At 55.6% G+C, this 25,122-nt stretch carries 19 protein-coding genes and 1 riboswitch; of the genes, 14 read left to right on the plus strand and 5 right to left on the minus strand.

What is annotated here, in order from left to right:
• Nucleotides 1–311: 311 nt before the first annotated feature.
• Nucleotides 312–1,256, minus strand: a complete 945-nt coding sequence (gene leuO, locus BJ887_RS12225) for a transcriptional regulator LeuO (protein ID WP_032669418.1) — start codon at nucleotides 1,254–1,256, stop codon at nucleotides 312–314.
• A gap of 635 nt (nucleotides 1,257–1,891) precedes the next feature.
• Between leuO and leuL the strand changes: the two genes are divergently transcribed.
• The 5 genes from leuL to leuD all read left to right on the plus strand — a co-directional run bounded on the left by leuL (nucleotide 1,892) and on the right by leuD (nucleotide 6,751).
• Nucleotides 1,892–1,978 carry a leu operon leader peptide gene (gene leuL, locus BJ887_RS23335; protein WP_071530973.1) on the plus strand — a complete coding sequence of 29 codons (87 nt, stop codon included), beginning with the start codon at nucleotides 1,892–1,894 and terminating at the stop codon, nucleotides 1,976–1,978.
• A 91-nt stretch (nucleotides 1,979–2,069) separates the two neighbouring features.
• Nucleotides 2,070–3,641, plus strand: a complete 1,572-nt coding sequence (gene leuA / locus BJ887_RS12235; protein WP_014168617.1) for a 2-isopropylmalate synthase — start codon at nucleotides 2,070–2,072, stop codon at nucleotides 3,639–3,641.
• Nucleotides 3,641–4,732 carry a 3-isopropylmalate dehydrogenase gene (leuB, locus tag BJ887_RS12240; RefSeq protein WP_020882572.1) on the plus strand — a complete coding sequence of 364 codons (1,092 nt, stop codon included), beginning with the start codon at nucleotides 3,641–3,643 and terminating at the stop codon, nucleotides 4,730–4,732. The genes leuA and leuB overlap by 1 nt, the downstream gene beginning before the upstream one ends.
• Before the next feature lie 2 nt (nucleotides 4,733–4,734).
• Nucleotides 4,735–6,135, plus strand: coding sequence for a 3-isopropylmalate dehydratase large subunit (gene leuC, locus BJ887_RS12245; protein ID WP_020882571.1), 1,401 nt, complete (start codon nucleotides 4,735–4,737; stop codon nucleotides 6,133–6,135).
• A gap of 10 nt (nucleotides 6,136–6,145) precedes the next feature.
• A complete protein-coding gene (gene leuD / locus BJ887_RS12250; protein ID WP_014168614.1) occupies nucleotides 6,146–6,751 on the plus strand; it encodes a 3-isopropylmalate dehydratase small subunit in 606 nt (201 codons plus the stop codon).
• A gap of 201 nt (nucleotides 6,752–6,952) precedes the next feature.
• Here leuD and BJ887_RS12255 read toward each other — a convergent pair whose 3' ends face one another.
• Both BJ887_RS12255 and sgrT read right to left on the minus strand, forming a co-directional pair.
• On the minus strand, nucleotides 6,953–8,131 hold the full coding sequence (locus tag BJ887_RS12255) for a sugar efflux transporter (RefSeq protein ID WP_020882570.1): 1,179 nt from the start codon (nucleotides 8,129–8,131) through the stop codon (nucleotides 6,953–6,955).
• Nucleotides 8,132–8,250: 119 nt separating this feature from the next.
• Entirely contained in the window at nucleotides 8,251–8,403 is a 153-nt protein-coding gene (gene sgrT, locus BJ887_RS12260; RefSeq protein WP_121339915.1) for a glucose uptake inhibitor SgrT, read from the minus strand.
• Between the two features lie 88 nt (nucleotides 8,404–8,491).
• Between sgrT and sgrR the strand changes: the two genes are divergently transcribed.
• The 4 genes from sgrR (at nucleotide 8,492) to thiQ (ending at nucleotide 13,570) form a co-directional block, all read left to right on the plus strand.
• The gene (gene sgrR / locus BJ887_RS12265) at nucleotides 8,492–10,147 is read left to right on the plus strand and encodes an HTH-type transcriptional regulator SgrR (protein WP_121339916.1); all 1,656 of its coding nucleotides are present in this window, start codon (nucleotides 8,492–8,494) and stop codon (nucleotides 10,145–10,147) included.
• Nucleotides 10,148–10,183: 36 nt separating this feature from the next.
• Nucleotides 10,184–10,284: riboswitch (TPP riboswitch) on the plus strand.
• Nucleotides 10,285–10,315: 31 nt separating this feature from the next.
• Nucleotides 10,316–11,299: a thiamine ABC transporter substrate binding subunit gene (gene thiB, locus BJ887_RS12270; RefSeq protein WP_032679618.1), complete on the plus strand. Its 984-nt coding sequence runs from the start codon at nucleotides 10,316–10,318 to the stop codon at nucleotides 11,297–11,299.
• Nucleotides 11,275–12,885 carry a thiamine/thiamine pyrophosphate ABC transporter permease ThiP gene (gene thiP, locus BJ887_RS12275; RefSeq protein WP_032679617.1) on the plus strand — a complete coding sequence of 537 codons (1,611 nt, stop codon included), beginning with the start codon at nucleotides 11,275–11,277 and terminating at the stop codon, nucleotides 12,883–12,885. The genes thiB and thiP overlap by 25 nt, the downstream gene beginning before the upstream one ends.
• Entirely contained in the window at nucleotides 12,869–13,570 is a 702-nt protein-coding gene (gene thiQ, locus BJ887_RS12280; RefSeq protein ID WP_121339917.1) for a thiamine ABC transporter ATP-binding protein ThiQ, read from the plus strand. Before thiP ends, thiQ begins: the two co-directional genes overlap by 17 nt.
• A gap of 27 nt (nucleotides 13,571–13,597) precedes the next feature.
• Here thiQ and BJ887_RS12285 read toward each other — a convergent pair whose 3' ends face one another.
• Both BJ887_RS12285 and araC read right to left on the minus strand, forming a co-directional pair.
• The gene (locus BJ887_RS12285; protein WP_014168607.1) at nucleotides 13,598–14,365 is read right to left on the minus strand and encodes a DedA family protein; all 768 of its coding nucleotides are present in this window, start codon (nucleotides 14,363–14,365) and stop codon (nucleotides 13,598–13,600) included.
• A gap of 128 nt (nucleotides 14,366–14,493) precedes the next feature.
• Nucleotides 14,494–15,339 (minus strand): arabinose operon transcriptional regulator AraC, encoded by an 846-nt coding sequence (gene araC, locus BJ887_RS12290; RefSeq protein ID WP_025205437.1) that lies wholly within the window; start codon nucleotides 15,337–15,339, stop codon nucleotides 14,494–14,496.
• 336 nt (nucleotides 15,340–15,675) lie between these two features.
• Here araC and araB point away from each other — a divergent pair, with 336 nt between their 5' ends.
• The 5 genes from araB to rapA all read left to right on the plus strand — a co-directional run bounded on the left by araB (nucleotide 15,676) and on the right by rapA (nucleotide 25,113).
• A complete protein-coding gene (araB, locus tag BJ887_RS12295; protein ID WP_032681674.1) occupies nucleotides 15,676–17,385 on the plus strand; it encodes a ribulokinase in 1,710 nt (569 codons plus the stop codon).
• Nucleotides 17,386–17,395: 10 nt separating this feature from the next.
• Nucleotides 17,396–18,898, plus strand: a complete 1,503-nt coding sequence (gene araA / locus BJ887_RS12300; protein ID WP_014168604.1) for an L-arabinose isomerase — start codon at nucleotides 17,396–17,398, stop codon at nucleotides 18,896–18,898.
• Nucleotides 18,899–18,950: 52 nt separating this feature from the next.
• A complete protein-coding gene (gene araD / locus BJ887_RS12305) occupies nucleotides 18,951–19,646 on the plus strand; it encodes an L-ribulose-5-phosphate 4-epimerase (RefSeq protein WP_047743399.1) in 696 nt (231 codons plus the stop codon).
• Between the two features lie 74 nt (nucleotides 19,647–19,720).
• Nucleotides 19,721–22,078, plus strand: coding sequence for a DNA polymerase II (gene polB / locus BJ887_RS12310; protein ID WP_032679614.1), 2,358 nt, complete (start codon nucleotides 19,721–19,723; stop codon nucleotides 22,076–22,078).
• A gap of 128 nt (nucleotides 22,079–22,206) precedes the next feature.
• Nucleotides 22,207–25,113, plus strand: a complete 2,907-nt coding sequence (gene rapA / locus BJ887_RS12315) for an RNA polymerase-associated protein RapA (RefSeq protein WP_121339918.1) — start codon at nucleotides 22,207–22,209, stop codon at nucleotides 25,111–25,113.
• Nucleotides 25,114–25,122: the final 9 nt, after the last annotated feature.

The raw sequence follows: 25,122 nt of genomic DNA on the forward strand, positions 1-25,122 counted from the left end.
TAAACCAATCTTATATTTTGCAGAGTGATCGTTACCTTAACCGCTCGTTATGAGGCAGGCAATTAGCAGACCGGGTGAGCTAAACGGTTCGCAAAGCAGAAAAAACAGGTATTAAGGAAGGATATGGTCAATTCATCTGGTATTAGAGGATGAGATGATTAATCATCGCTGAAAAGCGCGTCGATTCAGGAAATCATCTATTTTTGCGAGCCAGAGAGCAGTAAGAAAAAATTCACAACAGAATAAAATAACAATAATAGAGAAAAAACCAGGATAAATCACACGCGAAGATGCAATTTATCCTGATGCGCTTATCGACGGCAAATACTGATCAGCAACTCTTCCATCCACTGGTGCCCTTTATCCCGACCGGCGGCTTCATGCCAGGAGAGATAGCAGGTACGGCTATTCAGCTTGAGCGGCAACGGCAACATTTGCAGTTGTAGTTGACCGGAAAACTCTTCAGCCAGCCAGCGTGGTGCAATAGCCACCAGATGTGTCTGCGAGACCACGTTCAATACGCTGACCATTGCCATTCCCTGATAAGCAACGCTTGCCTGTTTATCCGCCGTGTCATACCACGGCAGGCTAAAGGAAGCATATCTGTCGAGCGCAACAACAGCATGCTGCTCGCTATAAACATCACTTTCCCGAAGCGGAGAATTGAGTCGGGGGTGTTTTTTACTGGCGACCAACACCATTTCATCTTTAAACAGCGGAACGCAAGAAAATTCAGGACGTCGAAATTCTTCATATCCCAGAACGAACTCGGTCTCCTGATAGCGTAACTGATGCTCTGTGTTTTGATTTAAGGATGATTTAAAAACCAGATGGATATTGGGAGCGATCTCTTCAACTTTATTATAAATAATCGACGTCAAATAATTATCTAACGGACTGCAAACACAAAGATTGAATACACGCTCACTGCTTAAAGGTTCAAAGCCTGACCCTGGCAGCTCGTTCTGAACCAGCTGCAACGCCTGACGGATAGAGCCGAATAACTGGAATGCCCGTGCGGTAGGCTGTATTCCTCTCCCGTAACGAACGAATAACTCGTCGTTAAACATAACCTTAAGTCTGGCGACAGCATTACTGACCGCGGGCTGAGACATCCCCAACGTATGGGCCGCCCGGGTGATATTCTGCTCCTGCATGACAGCATCAAATACCGTGAGCAGATTAAGGTCCACCGTACGTAACTGCGGTTTAATCCCATCAGTAGTTTGAGGTTGTTTAATATTAATTTCTGGCACTTCTGACTCCACTGTCACGCTACACTCCCTTTGCCAACGTACTGTAATAATTCCGAAGAATATGATTTACCATGCATATACGATCAGCGAAAGAGAATTATTTTAAATTCGGAAAATATAAAGAACAGTTTAGCGAAAATGACTTTTCGCCACTGACAAACGATAAAATAAACACCACTGCAAATGATATGCTTCACTTTAGGATTTGAATGAAACCATAAACTAGACCAATATACAATCGCCAGCGGGTTAATGATGTCTTAAGTATTATTAAACTGTTATTGCAACCCCGATTAAATAAGTTAACAATCTGTAATAACCATTAGACATCCGAAGTGATAAAAAACATTCACCGCATTTATAACTTAATGATATCAAACCCATTTGCGTCCCATACAATTGGGTAGCGAACTTTTAATTTATTCATCACAATTATATTCAATTATTTCTGCAACCTTTTTCTCAGTCCAAAATTAGACAATTTGTAGGGTCGGAAAAGCAAAACCCAGCACAATTAGCTAAAGCACATATCCTGTCAACCAGGCCAGCCGGGTGCGTTTTTGCCTGCAGGGGTTGACATGCACAGTCGTATCCAGTACCACTAAAAGCATATTGAATTTAACGGAGCACGATTCATGATTCGCACCATTCGTTTCACCGGTCTACTACTACTAAACGCATCCACTGTGCGCGGTAGACTGGCGGGCGAAATTCAGCGTTGAATCGTCACCAGTAAGACTAAAAACCCGCGCCACTGCGCGGGTTTTTTTATGCTCGTAGCAAGGCGCCCTAAGACTGACAAGGACCTAACCCATGAGCCAGCAAGTCATTATTTTCGATACAACTTTACGTGACGGTGAACAGGCATTACAGGCAAGCCTGAGTGTGAAAGAGAAACTGCAGATCGCGCTGGCTCTCGAACGTATGGGTGTCGACGTGATGGAGGTCGGTTTCCCTGTCTCTTCTCCGGGTGACTTCGAATCCGTGCAGACCATAGCGCGTACCATCAAGAACAGCCGCGTCTGTGGCCTGGCACGCTGTGTGGAAAAAGATATCGATGTTGCAGCCGAGTCGTTGAAGGTTGCCGAAGCATTCCGTATTCATACCTTTATTGCTACCTCTCCTATGCACATTGCCACCAAGCTGCGCAGCACGCTGGATGAGGTCATTGAGCGCGCGGTCTACATGGTCAAACGTGCCCGTAACTACACGGATGACGTTGAATTCTCCTGTGAAGATGCTGGCCGTACGCCGATTGAAGATTTGGCGCGCGTGGTGGAAGCTGCCATCAATGCGGGCGCTAAAACCATCAATATCCCGGACACTGTCGGCTACACCATGCCGTTTGAGTTCTCCAACATCATTACCGGTCTGTATGAACGCGTACCAAACATTGATCAAGCGATTATCTCCGTACATACCCACGACGACCTGGGGCTGGCCGTTGGCAACGCCATCGCGGCGGTGCACGCCGGTGCACGTCAGGTAGAAGGCGCGATGAACGGCATCGGTGAACGTGCAGGTAACTGTTCACTGGAAGAAGTGATCATGGCGATCAAAGTGCGCAAAGACATCATGAATGTGCATACCCGCATCAATCACAACGAAATCTGGCGTACCAGCCAGACCGTCAGCCAGATCTGCAACATGCCCATCCCGGCTAACAAGGCGATTGTGGGTACCGGCGCTTTTGCGCACTCCTCAGGTATTCATCAGGATGGCGTGCTGAAAAACCGTGAAAACTACGAAATCATGACCCCGGAATCCATCGGCCTGAACCAGGTTCAGTTGAACCTGACCTCCCGTTCCGGTCGTGCGGCGGTGAAACACCGTATGGAAGAGATGGGTTATAAGGACAGCGATTACAACATGGATCAGCTGTACGACGCCTTCCTGAAGCTGGCCGATAAAAAAGGTCAGGTATTCGACTATGACCTGGAAGCGCTGGCCTTCATCAATAAACAGCAGGAAGAGCCTGAGCACTTCCGCCTCGATTACTTCAGCGTGCAGTCAGGCTCCAGCGACATTGCGACTGCCTCGGTCAAACTGGCCTGTGGCGAAGACATTAAGGCCGAAGCGGCAAACGGCAATGGCCCGGTTGATGCCATTTACCGCGCAATTAACCGCGTCACCGAATACGACGTAGAGCTGGTGAAATATGACCTGACAGCCAAGGGCCACGGTGAGAATGCCCTGGGTCAGGTTGATATCGTGGTCACCCACAATGGCCGTCGTTTCCACGGTGTGGGCCTGGCGACGGATATTGTTGAATCCTCCGCGAAGGCGATGGTCCACGTGCTGAACAACATCTGGCGCGCCGCTGAAGTTGAAAAAGAGTTGCAACGCAAAGCTCAGAATAAAGAGAACAACAAGGAAACCGTGTAATGTCGAAGAATTACCATATTGCTGTGTTACCGGGTGACGGTATTGGCCCGGAAGTGATGGCACAGGCGCTGAAAGTACTGGAAGCCGTTCGTTCACGTTTTGCGATGAAAATCTCCACCAGCCACTATGATGTGGGCGGTATCGCCATCGATAATCACGGTACTCCGCTGCCAAAAGCGACCGTTGAAGGGTGTGAAAATGCGGATGCAGTGCTGTTTGGCTCCGTGGGTGGCCCTAAATGGGAACACCTGCCGCCCGCCGGGCAGCCTGAGCGCGGCGCGCTGCTGCCACTGCGTAAACATTTTAAATTGTTCAGCAACCTGCGTCCGGCGAAGCTGTACCAGGGGCTGGAAACGTTCTGTCCGCTGCGTGCAGATATCGCGGCTAACGGCTTTGACATCCTGTGCGTGCGTGAACTGACCGGCGGGATCTACTTCGGGCAGCCTAAAGGGCGCGAAGGCAGCGGTCAGCATGAAAAAGCCTTTGATACTGAGGTCTATCACCGATTTGAAATTGAACGTATCGCCCATATCGCCTTTGAGTCGGCGCGCAAACGTCGTCATAAAGTGACGTCTATCGATAAAGCGAACGTTCTGCAGTCTTCTATTTTGTGGCGTGAAATCGTCAGTGAAGTCGCGAAACAGTATCCGGATGTCGAACTGTCCCATATGTACATCGACAACGCGACCATGCAGCTGATTAAAGATCCGTCGCAGTTTGACGTTCTGCTGTGTTCCAACCTGTTCGGCGATATTCTCTCGGACGAGTGCGCAATGATCACAGGCTCTATGGGGATGTTGCCATCAGCCAGCCTCAATGAAGAGGGATTTGGCCTGTACGAACCTGCAGGCGGCTCCGCGCCCGATATCGCCGGCAAAAACATTGCCAACCCGATTGCGCAGATCCTCTCCCTGGCCTTGCTGTTGCGCTACAGCCTTGATGCCGGTGATGCAGCAACCGCAATTGAAAACGCCATTAACCGTGCGTTAGAAGAAGGTGTCCGTACCGGTGATTTAGCACGCGGCACGGCGGCAGTCAGTACCGATGAAATGGGCGACATTATTGCCCGCTATGTCGCTGAAGGGGTGTAATCATGGCGAAAACGTTATATGAAAAATTGTTTGATGCGCACGTAGTTTACGAGGCACCAAACGAAACCCCACTGTTGTATATCGATCGCCATCTGGTGCACGAGGTTACCTCCCCTCAGGCATTCGACGGACTGCGTGCGCATAAGCGCCCGGTGCGCCAGCCAGGTAAAACCTTCGCGACAATGGATCACAACGTCTCCACGCAAACCAAAGATATCAATGCGTCGGGTGAAATGGCGCGTATCCAGATGCAGGAGCTGATCAAAAACTGCAATGAATTTGGCGTCGAGCTCTACGATCTGAACCACCCGTATCAGGGTATCGTCCACGTGATGGGGCCAGAACAGGGCATCACCCTGCCAGGCATGACCATTGTCTGCGGTGACTCCCACACGGCCACCCACGGCGCGTTTGGGGCCCTGGCGTTCGGTATTGGTACCTCTGAAGTTGAACATGTTCTGGCGACGCAGACCCTGAAACAGGGCCGCGCCAAAACCATGAAGATTGAAGTGAAAGGCAAAGCGGCCCCGGGCATTACCGCCAAAGACATCGTGCTGGCCATCATCGGTAAAACCGGCAGCGCAGGCGGCACCGGTCACGTGGTTGAATTCTGCGGTGAAGCCATCCAGGCACTGAGCATGGAGGGCCGAATGACGCTCTGCAACATGGCCATTGAGATGGGGGCAAAAGCGGGCCTGGTTGCGCCAGACGAAACAACCTTCAGCTATGTGAAGGGCCGTCTGCACGCGCCGAAAGACCAGGATTTTATTGAGGCGGTTGCGTACTGGAAAACCCTGAAAACCGACGATGGTGCGACGTTTGACACCGTGGTTACGCTGCAGGCGGAAGACATTGCGCCACAGGTCACCTGGGGAACCAACCCGGGCCAGGTGATTTCCGTTAACGATAATATTCCTGACCCGGCCTCTTTCAGCGATCCGGTCGAGCGCGCCAGTGCGGAAAAAGCGCTGGCCTATATGGGTCTGAAGCCAGGCATTCCGTTGACTGACGTGACCATTGATAAAGTGTTTATCGGCTCCTGCACCAACTCCCGTATCGAAGATTTACGCGCGGCGGCCGAGATTGCCAAAGGCCGTAAAGTGGCACCGGGCGTTCAGGCGCTGGTCGTGCCGGGTTCCGGCCCGGTGAAAGCCCAGGCGGAAGCCGAAGGCCTGGATAAGATCTTTATCGAAGCGGGCTTCGAATGGCGCCTGCCTGGCTGCTCCATGTGCCTGGCCATGAACAATGACCGCCTGAATCCTGGCGAGCGTTGTGCCTCCACCAGTAACCGTAACTTTGAAGGCCGCCAGGGCCGCGGTGGGCGTACTCACCTGGTCAGCCCGGCAATGGCCGCCGCTGCGGCAGTGACCGGTCATTTCGCCGATATTCGCAGCCTGAAATAAGGAGACAATCATGGCAGAGAAATTTACCCAACATACGGGCCGGGTTGTCCCACTGGACGCCGCTAACGTCGACACTGACGCCATCATTCCAAAGCAGTTTTTGCAGAAGGTGACCCGTACCGGGTTTGGCGCGCATCTGTTTAACGACTGGCGCTTCCTGGACGACAAAGGCGAAGTGCCCAATCCCGAGTTCGTGCTGAACTTCCCGGAATTTAAAGGCGCATCGATTCTGCTGGCGCGTGAAAACTTTGGCTGCGGCTCTTCCCGTGAACATGCACCCTGGGCGCTCACCGACTACGGGTTCAAAGTGGTTATCGCCCCAAGCTTTGCCGATATCTTCTACGGCAACAGCTTCAATAACCAGCTGCTGCCGGTGACGCTGAGCGATGCGCAGGTGGACGAATTGTTCGCCCTGGTGAAGGCAAATCCTGGGATTTCGTTTGAAGTGGATCTGGAAGCGGAAGTGGTGAAAGCGGGTGATAAATCCTACAGCTTCAGCATTGACGCCTTTCGTCGTCACTGCATGCTGAATGGCCTGGACAGTATTGGCCTGACGCTGCAGCACGAAGATGCCATCTCCGCTTATGAGCAAAAACAGCCTGCGTTTATGGGGTAGGCTGCGTACCATCCCGGTGAAGATCAACATCGTCCAACAAAATGGTGCAGTACACCATCAGTGTTAATTGATGTGGGCCTCATCACTGTTTGCCTCTTGCGTCAGCCTGAGGCAAACAGCCTCGGCTCCCGCCACGCACTTTATGCGCCTTCTCAGACCCTGTCAGAAAATCGTTTTATTTCGTGAAGCAGCCTTTCAGAATCACACATCTTTTACCCGGCAGGTTAGCACCAGCGTCACCACGGAAATGGCCGCAATCATCCAGTACACTGACGCGTGACCGTAGGTTTGTGACAACGCCCCCTGAATCACCCCTGCCAGAATAACGCCCGTTGAAATGCTGTTGGTAAAGAGCGTAGTGGCAGAGCCTGCCCGTCCCGGCATTAAGTCCTGGAACCAGAGCATCCCAATCCCGGCCACGATGCCAATAAACACGGCGTTAAACAGCTGCAACGCAAGCAGTGCTTCGCGCGAATGGAAGACGATCAGCCCCAGATAAAAAAGCACTCCCGCCGCCACGGCGACGATCATCATGCGGCGCTTTCCAAAACGCTTAACGTAATAACCCGCCAGGATCATCGCCGGAATTTCCAGGCCGGCAGCCGTCCCCATCAGGATCCCCGCAAGCTTGTCCGGCAACCCCAGATCGCTGCTGATCCACAGCGGCATATCAATGATGTACATGGTGTTGCAGGTCCACATCAGCATGGACGCGATAAACAGCATGCGGACGTTTTTATCCTGCCAGCCGCTCACCTGGGTGATGGGTTTATCGGTCGTCTGCTCCACTCGCGCCACCGAGGGTAGCGCAAAGGCAATCAGTATCAGGCTGATGACAAAAATGCCGGCAGCGATGGAAAACATGGTGGTAAAGCCATAGTTCAGCGCCAACATAAACGCCAGCGGCGGGCCGATCACCCAGGCCAGAGAGAGCTGCGCACGCATGACCGAGCTGAACATCACCACTTCCCGCGCCGAGTTATCCGCGTATTCACGGGCCAGCGCGAACAGCTGCGGCATGGCGGTATTGGCGAGCGACGCCAGAAGCACGCCGCAGGTAATCAGCGTCAGGTAATGGCGATTGAAGGCAAACAGCAGCGCGTTACCCACGGCCATGGCGCAGCAAAAGAGGATCAGTTTGCGACGATCGCCCCGATTGTCCGATCGTTTTGCCAGTGCCAGACTGACCAGGATCCCGGCGATGGCGTTCACGGTATAAAACAGCCCCACCCAAAACGGCTGCGCCCCCACCTCACGGCTGAGAAACAGACTCAGCGTCGGAGCCTGCAATGCCCCCGCCACGCCCATCATAAAGGCCACCAGCATAAAAGCGGCATACACGCCGTTCAGGCGTCGCCCCATCGTCATCAACCAGAGCATGCGCAAGTCCTTGTGAAAGCGAATCGAAAGTGGGTGAATAGTAAACGAAAAAAGCCAGCAAAAACATTTTGCTGGCGGGTGATAAGCACCAATACTCAGTCACACATGATCGAGGCGAGTTAGCAAGAAGAGGTCGGTTTCGTAACGTCCCACTGCATCAGATCTTCCAGGATTTTCAACCGTTGCTCTGCACACTGGCGGTCCAGCCAGGACGCTCCCTGCGTCGCTGAAAAATAACGCTGATAAAACTGACGTGCGGTAGACCTCTTCATAATTTACCTCCTCACTTCATCGGGAAGAATTATTGGCCTAATATAGGGATTAATAAATTGCTGATTTTTTGTCAGGAGTTCCCCTTTTATGCCATCTGGTCGTCTGCAACAACAATTTATCCGCCTCTGGCAATGCTGCGAGGGGCGATCGCAGGAGACCACGCTGAACGAGCTGGCGGACCTGCTCAGCTGTTCGCGCCGGCACATGCGCACGCTGCTTAATACCATGCAGAAGCAGGGCTGGCTCAACTGGGAGGCCGAGGCGGGTCGCGGAAAACGCTCCCGCCTGACCTTCCTGTATACCGGGCTGGCGTTGCAGCAGCAGCGAGCGGAAGACCTGCTGGAACAGGACCGCATCGACCAGCTGGTGCAGCTGGTGGGGGACAAAGCGGCAGTACGTCAGATGCTGGTGTCGCATCTCGGGCGCAGCTTTCGTCAGGGTCGCCACATTCTGCGGGTGCTCTACTATCGACCGATGAAAAACCTGTTACCCGGCACGGCGTTACGCCGCTCTGAAACCCATATGGCCCGACAAATATTCAGCGGCCTGACGCGCATAAATGAGGAAAATGGGGAACTGGAAGCGGATATTGCGCACCACTGGCAGCAACTTTCTCCTCTTCACTGGCGCTTCTTTCTACGTCCTGGTATTCATTTCCATCACGGCCGCGAGCTGGAGATGGTCGATGTGATTGCCTCTTTAGAGCGCGCCTGCACGCTACCGCTCTATTCCCATATTTCACGCGTTCACTCCCCTACGGCATGGACACTGGATGTTGAACTGTCTCAGCCGGACAAATGGCTTCCGTGGCTGCTGGGCTATGTACCGTCGATGATTTTGCCCGGTGAATGGGAGTCGATGAATAATTTTGCCAGCCTGCCGATTGGCACCGGCCCCTACTCTGTATCGCGCAATAACAACAACCAGCTGAAAATCCGCGCTTTTGATGACTATTTTGGCTACCGGGCGCTGATCGACGAAGTGAACGTGTGGGTATTACCGGATCTCAACGAAGAGCTGAGCGCCGGGCTGACGCTGGAAGGGCCTACCACGGGCGAAAAGGCCGTGGAGAGCCGGCTCGAAGAAGGGTGCTACTACCTGCTGTTCGACAGCCGTACCCATCGCGGGGCAAACCATGAAGTGCGCAAATGGATAAGCCACGTGTTGTCGCCCTCCAGCCTGATTTATCATGCGGAGGAGCAGTACCAGACCTACTGGTTCCCGGCGTATGGTCTGCTTCCTCGCTGGCATCACGCCCGTCCGACATACTGCGACAAGCCCGCCGGACTGGAGTCCATCACCCTGACCTACTATCGCGAGCACGTTGAACACCGCTTTATCGCCAGAATCATGACCCGACTGCTGGCCGCCGTTGGGGTGAGGCTGGATGTCAAAGAGGTGGATTACGATGAATGGCATCAGGGGGAGATCGTCAGCGACATCTGGCTCAACAGCGCCAACTTTACCCTGCCGCTTGATTTCTCGCTCTTCTCTCACCTGTATGAGGTCCCGCTTATCCAGCACTGCATAGACCGGGACTGGCAGCAGGACGCGGCCCGCTGGCGCGCCGGCGACATGAATCTGGCCTCATGGTGCCAGCAGTTGCTGGCTGAACAAGCGATCGTGCCGTTGATCCATCACTGGCTGATGATCCAGGGGCAGCGTAGTATGCGCGGTGTCAGAATGAATACGCTGGGCTGGTTTGATTTTAAATCCGCCTGGTTTTCCCCGCCGGAGCCATAACACTTTCGTAATATTTGCCAAATCATTACAATAGCGCCGTTCTCAACGGGGTGCTGCATCACTGATGTGCGCTGAGATAATACCCGTCGAACCTGATCCGGATAACGCCGGCGAAGGGATTTGAGGCTGTCACTCAAAATCCTTTGCCACTCAACCTTGAGGTGCAAAGTGTTAAAAAAAGTTCTCCCCCTTCTGGCGCTGTTTGCGCTGCCTGCCGTCGCGAAGCCCGTCCTGACGGTCTACACCTACGACTCCTTCTCAGCCGACTGGGGTCCGGGTCCGGTGGTGAAAAAAGCCTTTGAAGCTGACTGTCAGTGCGAACTGAAGTTCGTGGCGCTAGAAGATGGCGTCTCTCTGCTTAACCGCCTGCGCATGGAAGGCAAAAACAGTAAAGCCGATGTGGTGCTTGGGCTGGATAACAACCTGCTGGAGGCCGCCTCGAAAACCAAACTGTTTGCCAAAAGCGGCGTCGCCACCGATGCCGTCAGCGTCCCGGGCGGCTGGCAGAACGACACCTTTGTGCCGTTCGATTACGGTTACTTCGCGTTTGTTTACGACAAAAACAAGCTTAAAAACCCGCCGAAAAGCCTGAAGGAACTGGTCGAAAGCGAGCAGAAATGGCGCGTTATTTATGAAGATCCTCGCACCAGTACGCCAGGCCTGGGGCTGCTGCTGTGGATGCAGAAAGTCTACGGCGATGACGCTCCGCAAGCGTGGCAGAAGCTGGCCGCCAAAACCGTCACCGTGACAAAAGGCTGGAGCGAAGCCTACGGTCTGTTCCTGAAAGGGGAAAGTGATCTGGTTCTGAGCTACACCACCTCCCCGGCTTACCACATCATCGCCGAGAAAAAAGACAATTACGCCGCCGCCAGTTTTGCTGAAGGGCACTATCTGCAGGTCGAAGTGGCAGCCCGCACGGCATCCAGCAAACAGCCCGAACTGGCCGAGAAGTTCCTGAAATTTATGGTCTCCCCGGCATTCCAGAACGCTATTCCAGCGGGTAACTGGATGTACCCCGTGACCAGCGTGGCGTTGCCAGCGGGCTTTGAGAAACTGACCAAACCGCAAACCTCGCTGGAGTTTACGCCTCAGCAGGTTGCCGCGCAGCGAGCAGCATGGGTAAGTGAATGGCAACGCGCCGTCAGCCGTTAATTCCCGGCTGGTTAATTCCTGGGCTGCTCGCCGCCGTATTGATGGTGGCGGTCAGTCTGGGCGCATTCCTTGCCTTGTGGTTTAACGCGCCAGAGAGCGACCTGTTCGCGCTCTGGCACGACAGTTATCTCTGGCACGTTATCCGTTTCTCTTTCTGGCAGGCCTTTCTCTCTGCGCTGCTGTCGGTTATCCCCGCCATTTTCCTGGCACGCGCGCTTTATCGCCGCCGTTTCCCCGGCAGGCAGGCCCTGCTGCGCCTGTGCGCCATGACGCTGATCCTGCCGGTCCTGGTGGCCGTGTTTGGCATCCTGAGCGTCTATGGCCGTCAGGGGTGGCTGGCTTCACTTTTCAGCCTGCTGGGTCTGGAGTGGCGCTTCTCGCCCTACGGACTGAAGGGCATTCTGCTGGCGCACGTCTTTTTCAATATGCCGATGGCGACCAGACTCTTTCTACAGGCACTGGAAAACATCCCCGGTGAACAGCGCCAGCTTGCCGCCCAGTTGGGCATGCGCGGCGTATCCTTCTTCCGCCTGGTCGAATGGCCGTGGCTGCGTCGTCAGATCCCGCCGGTTGCGGCTCTGATCTTTATGCTCTGTTTCGCCAGTTTTGCCACCGTGCTTTCACTCGGCGGCGGCCCGCAGGCCACCACCATCGAACTGGCAATTTACCAGGCGCTCAGTTACGACTATGACCCCGGCCGCGCCGCGCTGCTGGCGATGGTGCAGATGGTTTGCTGCCTGTGCCTTGTGCTGCTGAGCCAGCGTCTGAGCAAAGCCATCCCGCCGGGCAGTAATCAGATAACCGGCTGGCGCGACCCGCAGGACAGCATGCATAGCCGAATTGCTGACCTGCTGCTTATCACGCTGGCGCTGCTGCTTCTGCTTCCGCCACTGATGGCCGTCATCGTCGATGGCCTGAACCTGAATCTCGTTACCGTGTTGCAGCAGCCCGTTCTCTGGCAGGCAACGTGGACCTCGTTACGGATCGCGCTGGCCGCCGGGCTGCTGTGTGTCATGCTGACCATGATGCTTTTATGGAGCAGCCGCGAGCTTTACGCGCGTCAGGCCCGTAAAGCCGGGCATGCCCTGGAGCTGACAGGCATGCTGATCCTGGCGATGCCCGGCATTGTACTGGCGACGGGGTTCTTTTTACTGTTCAACAGCACTATTGGCCTGCCGGAAAACGCCGACGGCATCGTGATTTTCACCAATGCCCTGATGGCGATCCCCTACGCGCTGAAGGTGCTGGAAAATCCGATGCGAGACATCAACAGCCGCTACGCGCTGCTGTGCCAGTCGCTCGGTCTGCAGGGCTGGCAGCGGCTAAAGATTATCGAACTGCGTGCGCTGAAACGCCCGCTGGCCCAGGCCCTGGCCTTCGCCTGTGTGCTCTCAATTGGTGATTTTGGTGTCGTGGCGCTCTTCGGTAATGAAGATTTCCGCACCCTCCCGTACTGGCTGTACCAGCAAATTGGCTCCTATCGTAGCCAGGAGGGAGCCGTCACGGCGCTGCTGTTACTGGTGCTCTGCTTTGCCTTATTTACCGTTATCGAAAAACTTCCGGGGCGTAATGTTAAAACTGACTGATGTAACCTGGCTCTACCAGCATCTGCCAATGCGCTTCTCCCTTTCGGTTCGTCAGGGAGAGATGATTGCGGTTCTGGGTCCGAGCGGGGCCGGAAAGAGTACTTTGCTCAATCTGATTGCCGGTTTTCTGCAACCGGCCAGCGGGTCGATAGTGATTGAAAACAGCGACCATACGCGCACGCCACCCGCCCGACGTCCGGTGTCGATGCTGTTCCAGGAAAATAATCTGTTCATGCATCTGACGGTGCGGCAAAACATCGCCCTGGGTATGGATCCTGGCCTGAAACTCAACGACGGTCAGCGCCAGAAGCTGGAGCTGATTGCCGCTCAGATGGGCATTACCGCGTTTATTGACCGCCTCCCCGAAGCCCTCTCCGGCGGGCAGCGTCAGCGGGTGGCGCTGGCGCGCTGCCTGGTGCGCGAGCAGCCCATACTGCTTCTGGATGAGCCCTTCTCTGCACTCGATCCTGCCTTGCGCCAGGAGATGCTTACCCTGGTGCAGGACGTGTGCCAGCGTCAGCAACTGACAATGCTGATGGTTTCGCACAGCATTGAGGATGCCGCGCGGATTGCGCCACGATCGGTGGTCATTGCAGAAGGGCGAATTGCCTGGGATGGCGGCACTGAGGAACTGCTCAGCGGTCACGCAGGGGCGTCTTCATTGTTGGGCATTAGTGCGGGCTGACCCTCTCCCACGGGAGAGGGAAACAGATTAACGGCTCACCACCTTCAAGAGGATTTCACCGTACACCGGCATCAGCGGGTGGCGAATCAGGGCGACCAGCGCCACCACGGCAACCCCCAGCATTAACGGCGCGAGCCACAACAGGCGCGAGCGTGGCAGATAACGCGTCAGGCGATCAACATTCGCTTTCGCGCTGCGCCACAGTCGCCAGCACAACCAGGCAGCGATCCACAACAGCAGGGCCGTAGCCAGCAACAACCACTTAAACTCACCGCTTTGCATTCCGTCAGGAATATCAACGGTGGCCCCAGCCAGGATCCCCGGCAGAAAGTAGAACGGCGGCCAGAAAACACAGCCGATGATGTTCGGCACCACGAATTTCGCAACAGGCAGATCCAGCATCCCCGCGACCATCGGCACCAGCGGACGCGTTGGTCCAACAAAGCGACCCACGAGGATCGTGAACATGCTGTGTTGATGCAGCGCGTGTTCGGTTTTATCCAGCAAGGCTTTGTTCTTTTTCATGAACGACCAGCGGTGAAGCGGTTTCTTAAAGCGCCAGCCCAGCCAGAAGGAGATCCAGTCGCCAAGTAAACAGCCGATAATCCCCGCCATCCACGCCTGCCAGAAATTCACTTCACCGCTGCCAATCAACGCGCCCAGCCCCGCCATCATCACCGTGCCGGGGAGGATCAACCCAACAAGTGCAAGCGATTCCAGAAACGCCACCAGCGCAACGGCGATAAGCGAATACATAACGGACTGGGTGATAAAATGTTCCAGCAATGCCTGCATAACTATTCCGGTCAGAAAACGAATCAGGGATTCTGCTTAGCGCCCTGCACCGCGTCAAGACAACAATTGTCTGAATAGTTTACAGGTTGCTTCCACAGTTCACCTGCTTGTTTATCTTTTTTTACCGTTTATTCACATCCTGCCCGGAATTCACTGGGGCTGGCACCGGTGCATTTTTTAAATACCCGGGAGAAATAGAGCTGATCTTCAAAGCCCACATTGCGCCCCACGGTGGCAATGGGCATGCGGGTGGTGCTGAGCAGGAGCTTCGCCTGGCTGATACGCTGGTCCTCACGCCAGCTCAGGACGCTAACGCCCAACTGCTGACGGAACAGATGTGACAGCCGCGACGGTGAGAGACACACATGCTGGGCGACGCTGGCGATATCGAACTGGCTGTCGGCCAGATGGTCGCTGATGTACTGGCAGGCGTCGCGCACGCGGTTGTCCAGCGGAGGATTAAGTGACGCGTTTATCGCCTCCATCCGGCGCAACAGCACCTGTTCAAGCAGGTTAATCGCCAGCAGTTCGGCATACCGGCCACCCGCCTGCCCCGCTTCAATAATTTGGGCAAAGAGTTCGCGGAACTGCGCCAGATGAACCTCGTCCGGGCGATAAAAACCGGTGTGCGCAAAAATAGCCGGCCACGAGAGCCACTCCTGCCAGTAGGCGCGCGGGCGGAAGTAGACCCACTGGTGATACCACTCTTTGGCCTCCGGGTGGCGCCCGTAGTGGTGGATCTCCCCCGGCGGAAACAGCAGCATATCGCCCGGACGGCAGACAAACTGCTGATCGTTATTTTTGATAATCCCTTCCCCACGCACCGTCAGGTTCAGAATATACCCTTTCATCCCGAGCGGTCGGTCGACGTAAAAATCGAGATATCCCTCAGCCTCGATAGGGGTCAGCCCCGCCACCAGGTGAGCATTAAACGAGTAGCCCGGTAATAAGGGATCGTTTTGCGTTTCGGCCATAGATTCAGTTCTCCCAAGGGTCCTGAAGGAAACCAATTGTCCATATCGATAAAAGCAGTATAAAAATGGCCCGCGAAAAGATCCAAAAAGCATCACGCCTCTTTTACGTCCGCCATGTTTCAGCCTTTCCCCCTGATTTGTCCGCCCACGGGGGCAGATCAGCAGTAACAAAAGTGTCTATAAGTGCGGCAGAAATGTCCACATTGATTATTTGCACGGCGTCACACTTTCTATTGCAACAGCAATTTAGTCCATAAGATTAGCGGATCCTGCCTGACGATTTTCGCCTCCAGTCTCTAATGTTCTCTCATACCTGTTTTTTGATGGAGCAACACCATGGCAATTGCGATTGGCCTCGATTTTGGCAGCGACTCGGTTCGCGCTCTGGCAGTGGACTGTACAAGCGGCCAGGAAATAGCAACCAGCGTTGAGTGGTACCCACGCTGGCAAGAGGGGCGCTACTGCGATGCGCCAAATAACCAGTTCCGTCACCATCCACGTGACTACATTGAGTCGATGGAAGCGGCAATCAAAACCGTGCTGGCTGAACTGACCGACGCCCAGCGGGCAGAGATCGTCGGGATTGGCGTCGACAGTACCGGCTCAACGCCTGCCCCTGTGGATGCCGAAGGCCATGTTCTGGCGCTGCGTCCGGAGTTTGCTGATAACCCAAACGCCATGTTCGTGCTGTGGAAAGATCACACCGCCGTTGAAGAGGCCGAAGCCATTACCCGCTTGTGTCACCAGCCAGGGAAAACGGACTACTCGCGCTACATCGGCGGTATTTACTCCAGTGAATGGTTCTGGGCCAAGATCCTCCACGTAACCCGCGCGGACGCATCCGTTGCGCAGGCCGCGGTATCGTGGATTGAACTGTGCGACTGGGTACCAGCCCTGCTCTCCGGTACCACGCGTCCGCAGGATATCCGCCGCGGACGCTGCAGCGCCGGACACAAATCCCTGTGGCATGAAAGCTGGGGTGGCCTGCCACCGGCGGCGTTCTTCGATGAACTCGATCCCGTCATCAACAAGAGTCTGCAATACCCGCTGTTCACCGACACCTTCACCGCCGATATTCCGGTGGGTACGCTTTGTGAAGAGTGGGCGACGCGCCTGGGTCTGCCGCAAAACGTGGCCATCTCCGGCGGGGCGTTTGACTGTCACATGGGCGCGGTGGGTGCCGGTGCCCAGCCAAACACGCTGGTGAAGGTAATCGGCACCTCCACCTGCGACATTCTTACCGCGGATAAAGCCAGCGTAGGCGATCGGGCGGTAAAAGGCATCTGCGGCCAGGTTGACGGTAGCGTCGTACCGGAGTTTATCGGTCTGGAAGCGGGTCAGTCCGCCTTTGGCGATATCTACGCCTGGTTTGGCCGCGTGCTGGGCTGGCCGCTGGATCAGCTGGCGGCGGCGCATCCTGAGCTGAAGACCCAGATTGCCGAAAGTAAAAAGCAGCTTTTGCCGCAGCTCACCGCCGCGTGGGCAAAGAATCCTTCTCTCGATCACCTGCCGGTAGTGCTCGACTGGTTCAACGGTCGCCGTACGCCATTTGCCAACCAGCGCCTGAAAGGGGTGATCACCGATCTTAACCTCGCTACCGACGCGCCAGCGCTGTTTGGCGGCCTGATTGCCGCAACTGCTTTTGGGGCGCGCGCCATTATGGAGTGCTTCACCGAGCAGGGCATCGACGTCAACAACGTGATGGCACTGGGCGGCATCGCCCGTAAAAACCCGGTAATCATGCAAGCCTGTTGTGACGTGCTGAACCGTCCGCTGCAGATTGTCGCCTCCGATCAGTGCTGTGCCCTCGGGGCAGCGATCTTCGCGGCCGTTGCGGCAGGCGTTCATGCCGATATCCCGACCGCGCAGCAGCACATGGCGAGCGCTGTCGAAAATACCCTCCAGCCGCGTGCTCAGCAGGCGCAGCGTTTTGAACAGCTTTATCAGCGCTATCAGCAATGGGCAAAAAGCGCCGAACTTCACTATCTCCCTGTCGCCGCCCCGGCCAAACACACCGCGGACACTACGGCAACCCTGACACATTAAGGACACAATAATGACCATTTTTAATAATTATGAAGTGTGGTTTGTCATTGGCAGCCAACATCTGTACGGGCCGGAAGCGCTGCAACAGGTGACGAAACATGCTGAGCACGTGGTCAACGCGCTCAATGCAGAGGCTAAACTGCCGTGCAAACTGGTGCTCAAACCGCTCGGCACGACCCCGGATGAGATCACGAACATCTGCCGCGACGCGAACTACGACGATAAATGCGCTGGCATGGTGGTGTGGCTGCACACCTTCTCGCCGGCCAAAATGTGGATCAACGGTCTGGCCATCCTCAATAAACCACTGATGCAGTTCCATACCCAGTTCAACGCGTCCCTGCCGTGGGACAGCATTGATATGGACTTTATGAACCTGAACCAGACCGCGCACGGCGGCCGCGAGTTCGGCTTTATCGGCGCACGTATGCGCCAGCAGCATGCGGTCGTTACCGGCCACTGGCAGGATCAGCATGCGCAAAAACGTATCGGCTCCTGGATGCGCCAGGCGGTGTCCCGACAAGATACTCGTCACCTGAAAGTGGTGCGTTTCGGCGACAACATGCGTGAAGTGGCGGTCACCGACGGCGATAAAGTTGCCGCACAGATTAAATTTGGTTTCTCGGTGAATACCTGGGCCGTGGGCGACCTGGTGCAGGTGGTGAATGAAATCAGCGATGGCGACGTAAGCGCGCTGGTCGACGAATACGAAAGCAGCTACCGTCTGACCCCTGCGGCACAAATTCACGGTGACAAACGCCAGAACGTGCTGGATGCAGCACGTATCGAGCTGGGCATGAAACGCTTCCTGGAACAGGGTGGCTTCCATGCCTTTACCACCACCTTTGAAGACCTCCACGGCCTGAAACAACTGCCCGGCCTGGCGGTACAACGTCTGATGCAGCAGGGCTACGGCTTTGCCGGCGAAGGCGACTGGAAAACTGCCGCTCTGCTTCGCATTATGAAAGTGATGTCAACCGGTCTGCAGGGCGGCACCTCCTTTATGGAGGACTACACCTACCACTTCGAAAACGGCAACGACCTGGTACTGGGCTCGCATATGCTGGAAGTGTGTCCTTCCATTGCCGTTGAAGAGAAACCGATCCTCGACGTGCAGTACCTTGGCATTGGCGGAAAAGCCGACCCGGCACGTCTGATCTTCAACACCCGTACCGGTCCTGCCATCAACGCCAGCCTCATTGACCTGGGCGACCGTTTCCGCCTGCTGGTGAACTGTGTGGATGCGGTTGAAACCCCGCATTCTCTGCCAAAACTGCCGGTCGCCAACGCCCTGTGGAAAGCGCAGCCTGACCTGCCAACCGCCTCGGAAGCCTGGATCCTGGCCGGTGGCGCGCACCACACCGTCTTCAGCCACGCGCTGGATCTGAACGACATGCGTCAGTTCGCCGAACTGCACGACATCGAACTGACCGTCATTGATAACGATACCCGCCTGCCCGCGTTCAAAGACGCGCTGCGCTGGAACGAAGTCTATTACGGTTCAAAACGTTAACAGGGGAACCTTTGGCCTGCCGCAGGGCGGGCCTCTTTTCCTGGAGGATTGCATGTTAGAAGATCTCAAACGTCAGGTACTGGAAGCCAACCTGGCGCTGCCCAAACACAATCTGGTGACGCTGACCTGGGGCAACGTCAGCGCCGTTGATCGCGAGCACGGCGTCTTCGTGATAAAGCCGTCAGGGGTGGATTACACGGTAATGACCGCAGAAGATATGGTTGTCGTCAGCATCGCCACGGGCGAAGTGGTGGAAGGAAAGAAAAAACCCTCCTCCGACACGCCAACGCATCGCCTGCTCTACCAGGCCTTCCCGACCATTGGCGGTATTGTGCATACCCATTCGCGTCATGCGACCATCTGGGCGCAGGCCGGCCAGTCCATTCCGGCGACCGGAACCACGCACGCAGACTACTTTTACGGCACCATTCCCTGCACCCGTTTGATGACTGATGAAGAGATCAACGGCGAGTATGAGTGGGAAACCGGCAACGTTATCGTCGAAACGTTTGAAAAACAGGGTATCGACGCTGCGCAAATGCCCGGCGTGCTGGTGCACTCCCATGGACCTTTTGCCTGGGGCAAAAACGCCGAAGATGCGGTACATAACGCGATTGTGCTGGAAGAGGTCGCGTATATGGGCATTTTCTGCCGCCAGCTGTCTCCGCAACTTCCGGATATGCAGCCAACCCTGCTGGATAAACACTACCTGCGTAAACATGGCGCAAAAGCCTATTACGGGCAGTAAACTGTATATATACCCAGCATAAAATATTCAACCAGGCTATAATCAAGCCTGGTTTTGTTTTATGGGATAGCGGCGTGGCGCAGGCGCAAGAAGGTTTTTTACTTACCCGACACTGGCGGGATACTCCTCAGGGCACCGAGGTGGCATTCTGGCTGGCGACGGACAACGGCCCGCTGCACGTGACCCTGCCGCCGCAGGAGTCCGTGGCTTTTATCCCGAACGATCACGTTGAGAAAGTAAAGCAACTGCTGCGCGGTGAAAATGGCTGGCGCCTGACGCCGCTTGAACTGAAAGATTTCCACCGTCAGCCCGTACATGGCCTTTACTGCCGCGCCCATCGCCAGCTGATGCGTTATGAAAAACTGCTGCGCGACGCTGGCGTGACGCTGTACGAAGCCGATATCCGCCCGCCAGAACGTTTTCTGATGGAGCGGTTTATTACTGCCCCCGTCTGGGTCGACGGCACCGCGCAAAACGGCAGCCTTATTAACGCCCGTCTCAAACCCAACCCCACCTACCGGCCGCCGTTGAAATGGGTCTCGCTGGATATCGAAACCACTCGCCACGGTGAGCTGTACTGTATCGGCCTTGAAGGCTGCGGGGATCGGGTTGTTTATATGCTTGGCCCCCCGAATGGCAACGCGTCCGCGCTGGATTTCCGGCTGGAGTATGTCAACAGCCGGCCACAGCTTCTGGAAAAGCTAAACCAGTGGTTTGCCGATCGCGATCCCGATGTGTTGATCGGCTGGAACGTGGTGCAGTTCGATCTGCGCGTGCTGCAAAAACATGCTGAACGTTACCGCATCCCCCTGATGCTGGGGCGCGGAAACAGCGAGCTGGAATGGCGCGAGCACGGTTTTAAAAACGGTGTGTTTTTCGCGCAGGCCAATGGCCGCCTGATTATCGACGGCATTGAGGCGCTCAAATCTGCCTTCTGGAATTTTTCCTCTTTCTCTCTGGAAGCGGTGGCGCAGGAGCTGCTCGGCGAAGGGAAATCCATCGACAATCCGTGGGACAGGATGGATGAAATCGACCGGCGCTTTAACGAAGACAAACCGGCGCTCGCCACCTACAACCTGAAAGATTGTGAGCTGGTGACGCAGATTTTCCACAAAACGGAGATCATGCCCTTCCTGCTCGAGCGCGCGACGGTGAACGGCCTCGCCGCTGACCGGCACGGTGGCTCCGTGGCCGCCTTTAGCCACCTCTATTTCCCGCGTATGCACCGGGCGGGCTATGTCGCCCCCAACCTCGGTGATGTGCCGCCGCAGGCAAGCCCAGGCGGTTACGTGATGGATTCCCGGCCCGGGTTGTATGACTCCGTGCTGGTGCTGGACTACAAAAGCCTCTATCCGTCCATTATTCGCACCTTCCTGATCGATCCCGTTGGGCTGGTGGAAGGGATGGCGCAGCCTGACGATTTGCACAGCACAGAAGGTTTTCTCGGGGCCCGCTTCTCACGGGAAAAGCACTGTCTGCCGGAAATCGTGGGAAACATCTGGCACGGTCGCGACGAGGCTAAGCGTCATGGCAACAAGCCCCTTTCTCAGGCGCTGAAAATTATCATGAACGCGTTTTACGGGGTTCTGGGGACCAGCGCCTGCCGCTTCTTCGACCCACGACTGGCGTCATCTATCACCATGCGCGGGCACGACATCATGCGCCAGACCAAAGCGTTGATTGAATCCCAGGGTTATGACGTTATTTACGGCGATACGGATTCCACCTTTGTCTGGCTTAAGGGCGCGCATTCAGAAGAGGATGCCGCGCGAATCGGCAAATCACTGGTGACTTTTGTGAACGCCTGGTGGCAGGAAAGTTTGCAAAAAGAGCGGTTAAGCAGCGCGTTAGAACTGGAGTTTGAAACCCATTTCAGCCGCTTTTTAATGCCCACCATTCGCGGTACCGACCAGGGCAGTAAGAAGCGCTACGCCGGTCTTATTCAGGAAGGTGATAAGCAGCGAATGGTCTTTAAAGGGCTGGAAACCGTACGCACCGACTGGACGCCACTGGCACAGCAGTTTCAGCAAACGCTTTATCTGCGTATCTTTCGCAACGAGCCTTATCAGGACTACGTGCGTGAAACAATTGCCAGTCTGATGGCCGGTGAACTCGACGCCCAGCTGGTGTACCGCAAGCGCCTGCGCCGCCCGCTGGCGGAATACCAGCGCAACGTTCCGCCGCACGTCCGCGCGGCGCGTCTGGCGGATGAGGAGAACGTGCGCCGGGGGCGTGCCCCACAGTATCAGAACCGGGGAACCATCAAATACCTCTGGACCACCAGCGGCCCGGAACCCGTGGATTACCAGCACTCGCCTCTGGATTACGAGCACTATCTTACGCGTCAGCTTCAGCCGGTCGCGGACGGAATTTTGCCCTTCATCGACGACGACTTTGCTACACTAGTGACAGGGCAACTTGGCCTATTTTGACACGTGACGAAATGGCTGCCATCCAGTACCATAGCGCCCTTTCCATTCCCGGACCCATTTTTCAATGACTGTCTTTTTTGACGGTGGTTGAACTATTGCCTGCAATTTACGATTAGAGCCGAACAAATATGCCTTTTACACTTGGTCAACGCTGGATCAGCGATACAGAAAGCGAACTTGGATTAGGAACCGTGGTTGCCGTGGATGCACGAATGGTTACCCTCCTTTTCCCTGCTACCGGTGAAAACCGCCTGTACGCCCGCAATGATTCCCCTGTGACCCGCGTGATGTTCAACCCGGGTGACACCGTGACCAGCCACGACGGCTGGCAGCTAAAGGTCGAAGACGTAAAAGAAGAGAATGGACTGCTCGCCTACATCGGGACTCGCCTGGACACCGACGAGGCCAATGTTCTCCTGCGTGAGGTGCTGCTCGACAGCAAACTGGTATTCAGTAAGCCGCAGGATCGCCTGTTTGCCGGGCAAATCGACCGTATGGATCGCTTCTCCCTGCGCTATCGCGCACGCAAGTTCCAGAGTGAACAGTACCGTATGCCGTGGAGCGGCCTGCGCGGTCAGCGTACCAGTCTTATTCCCCACCAGCTGAACATCGCCCATGACGTGGGCCGCCGTCACGCACCTCGCGTTCTGCTGGCAGATGAAGTGGGCCTGGGGAAAACCATTGAAGCGGGCATGATCCTGCATCAACAGCTGCTTTCCGGCGCAGCCGAACGCGTACTGATTGTGGTACCCGAAACCCTGCAGCATCAATGGCTGGTCGAGATGCTGCGCCGCTTTAACCTGCGTTTCGCTCTGTTTGATGACGAGCGCTATGCAGAAGCCCAGCACGATGCGGACAACCCGTTTGAAACGGAACAGCTGGTGATCTGCTCTCTGGATTTCGTACGCCGCAGCAAGCAACGTCTTGAGCATCTGTGCGACGCCGAATGGGACCTGATGGTGGTCGATGAAGCGCACCATCTGGTCTGGAGCGAAGATGCACCAAGCCGGGAATACATGGCTATCGAACAGCTTGCCGAGCGCGTGCCAGGCGTCCTGCTGCTGACCGCAACGCCGGAGCAATTAGGTCTGGAGAGCCACTTCGCCCGTTTGCGCCTGCTCGATCCAAACCGCTTCCATGACTTTGAGCAGTTCGTTGAAGAGCAAAATAACTACCGTCCGGTCGCCGATGCCGTTGCCCTGCTGCTGGCGGGTAAACATCTCTCGAATGACGAGCTCAACACCCTGAGCGATCTGATTGGCGAGCAGGATATTGAGCCTCTGCTGCAGGCGGCCAACAGCGACAGTGACAACGCGGATTCCGCGCGTAAAGAACTGATCGATATGCTGATGGATCGCCACGGCACCAGCCGCGTCCTGTTCCGTAACACCCGTAACGGGGTGAAAGGTTTCCCGAAACGCGAACTGCATACCATCAAATTGCCACTGCCGACGCAGTACCAGACGGCCATTAAAGTTTCCGGCATTATGGGCGCGCGCAAAACTGCAGAAGAGCGTGCACGCGACATGCTCTACCCGGAACAGATTTACCAGGAATTTGAAGGCGATACCGGCACCTGGTGGAACTTCGACCCGCGTGTTGAGTGGCTGATGGGCTATTTGACCGCGCACCGTTCTCAGAAAGTGCTGGTGATCTGCGCCAAAGCAGCCACCGCACTGCAGCTGGAGCAGGTCCTGCGCGAACGCGAAGGTATTCGCGCCGCCGTGTTCCACGAAGGGATGTCCATCGTCGAGCGTGACCGTGCCGCGGCATGGTTTGCAGAAGAGGACAGCGGTGCCCAGGTTCTGCTGTGCTCTGAAATCGGGTCTGAAGGCCGTAACTTCCAGTTTGCCAGCAACCTGGTGATGTTCGATTTGCCGTTCAATCCGGATCTGCTGGAACAGCGTATCGGCCGTCTGGATCGTATTGGCCAGGCGCATGATATTCAGATCCATGTTCCTTACCTGGAAAAAACCGCTCAGTCCGTACTGGTGCGTTGGTTCCACGAAGGTCTGGATGCGTTTGAGCATACCTGTCCGACCGGTCGCCCGATTTACGATCAGGTGCACGCCGATCTGATCGGCTATCTGGCTGCGCCAGAGAACACCGACGGGTTTGATGAACTGATCAAAGCCTGCCGTGATAAGCATGAAGCGCTGAAATCTCAGCTGGAACAGGGCCGTGACCGCCTGCTGGAGATCCACTCCAATGGCGGTGAAAAAGCCCAGGCGCTCGCTGAAAGCATTGAAGAGCAGGATGATGACACCAGCCTGATCAGCTTCTCCATGAACCTGTTCGACATCGTTGGCATAAATCAGGACGATCGTGGCGAGAATTTGATTGTCCTGACCCCGTCCGACCATATGCTGGTCCCGGATTTCCCTGGCCTGCCGGAAGATGGATGCACCATCACCTTTGAACGTGATGTGGCGCTGTCGCGCGAAGATGCACAGTTCATCACCTGGGAGCACCCGCTGATCCGCAACGGTCTGGATTTGATCCTCTCAGGCGATACCGGCAGCAGCACCATCTCGTTGTTGAAAAACAAAGCGCTGCCAGTGGGTACTCTGTTGCTGGAACTGATTTACGTTGTCGAAGCGCAGGCGCCGAAACAGCTGCAGCTCAACCGCTTCCTGCCGTCAACGCCTGTGCGTCTGCTGCTGGACAAAAACGGCACGAACCTCGCCGCTCAGGTTGAATTCGAGAGCTTTAACCGCCAGCTGAGCGCCGTGAACCGTCATACCGGCAGTAAGCTGGTCAACGCGGTACAGCAGGATGTGCACGCTATTCTGCAGCTGGGTGAAACGCAGATCGAAAAAGCGGCCCGGGCGCTGATTGATGCCGCACGTCAAGAAGCCGACGACAAACTGTCCGCGGAACTCTCCCGTCTGGAAGCGTTGAAAGCGGTAAACCCAAACATCCGCGATGACGAACTGGCGGCGATCGAGAGCAACCGTCAGCAGGTGCTGGAAAGCCTTAATCAGGCTGGCTGGCGTCTGGATGCCCTGCGTCTTATCGTTGTGACGCATCAGTAAACGGAGCGC

Source organism: Enterobacter sp. WPR_3_1 (assembly GCF_003635055.1).
Classification (GTDB): Bacteria; Pseudomonadota; Gammaproteobacteria; order Enterobacterales; family Enterobacteriaceae; genus Enterobacter; species Enterobacter ludwigii.

Bases quoted from the DNA above. Each gene is read 5' to 3' on its own strand.
- leuL (WP_071530973.1), top strand. From the start codon at position 1,892: ATGATTCGCACCATTCGTTTCACCGGTCTACTACTACTAAACGCATCC.
- leuA (WP_014168617.1), top strand. From the start codon at position 2,070: ATGAGCCAGCAAGTCATTATTTTCGATACAACTTTACGTGACGGTGAA.
- leuB (WP_020882572.1), top strand. From the start codon at position 3,641: ATGTCGAAGAATTACCATATTGCTGTGTTACCGGGTGACGGTATTGGC.
- leuC (WP_020882571.1), top strand. From the start codon at position 4,735: ATGGCGAAAACGTTATATGAAAAATTGTTTGATGCGCACGTAGTTTAC.
- leuD (WP_014168614.1), top strand. From the start codon at position 6,146: ATGGCAGAGAAATTTACCCAACATACGGGCCGGGTTGTCCCACTGGAC.
- BJ887_RS12255 (WP_020882570.1), bottom strand. From the start codon at position 8,131: ATGCTCTGGTTGATGACGATGGGGCGACGCCTGAACGGCGTGTATGCC.
- sgrT (WP_121339915.1), bottom strand. From the start codon at position 8,403: ATGAAGAGGTCTACCGCACGTCAGTTTTATCAGCGTTATTTTTCAGCG.
- sgrR (WP_121339916.1), top strand. From the start codon at position 8,492: ATGCCATCTGGTCGTCTGCAACAACAATTTATCCGCCTCTGGCAATGC.
- thiP (WP_032679617.1), top strand. From the start codon at position 11,275: ATGGCAACGCGCCGTCAGCCGTTAATTCCCGGCTGGTTAATTCCTGGG.
- thiQ (WP_121339917.1), top strand. From the start codon at position 12,869: ATGTTAAAACTGACTGATGTAACCTGGCTCTACCAGCATCTGCCAATG.
- BJ887_RS12285 (WP_014168607.1), bottom strand. From the start codon at position 14,365: ATGCAGGCATTGCTGGAACATTTTATCACCCAGTCCGTTATGTATTCG.
- araC (WP_025205437.1), bottom strand. From the start codon at position 15,339: ATGGCCGAAACGCAAAACGATCCCTTATTACCGGGCTACTCGTTTAAT.
- araB (WP_032681674.1), top strand. From the start codon at position 15,676: ATGGCAATTGCGATTGGCCTCGATTTTGGCAGCGACTCGGTTCGCGCT.
- araA (WP_014168604.1), top strand. From the start codon at position 17,396: ATGACCATTTTTAATAATTATGAAGTGTGGTTTGTCATTGGCAGCCAA.
- araD (WP_047743399.1), top strand. From the start codon at position 18,951: ATGTTAGAAGATCTCAAACGTCAGGTACTGGAAGCCAACCTGGCGCTG.
- rapA (WP_121339918.1), top strand. From the start codon at position 22,207: ATGCCTTTTACACTTGGTCAACGCTGGATCAGCGATACAGAAAGCGAA.